General features: G+C 57.6%; 1 pseudogene. It reads right to left on the bottom strand.

Annotated elements, in window-relative coordinates:
* Positions 1-257: pseudogene (locus QP415_RS12190) on the bottom strand (DUF1003 domain-containing protein); the annotation flags it as partial.

The following is a 257-nucleotide window of genomic DNA, read 5'->3' as shown; positions in this document are numbered from 1 at the left end:
GTCATCTCCCGGATCAACGGGAACATCGCGTGCTTCGCGCTGGGCCTTGACCGCATCGAGTTCTTCTTGCAATTCACGGATGCGTTCTTCGCGTTCGGCGGCGCGATCAATATTGCGGTCATCAAGCTCGTGGAGTAAATCGCGCAATTCCGAACGCACAAAGTCACGGGTGGCCATATCGCCGACCGCATCGCGCAAGCCGGCAATTTCACGCATGAGGTATTCGGTATCTGCCAGGTTACGATCAGCGCGCTGGC

The organism is Pauljensenia sp. UMB3104 (assembly GCF_030217285.1).
In the GTDB taxonomy this organism is placed as follows: domain Bacteria; phylum Actinomycetota; class Actinomycetes; order Actinomycetales; family Actinomycetaceae; genus Pauljensenia.
The sequence above is the reverse complement of the archived record's forward strand: the minus strand, read 5'-3'. Positions and strand labels throughout refer to the sequence as shown.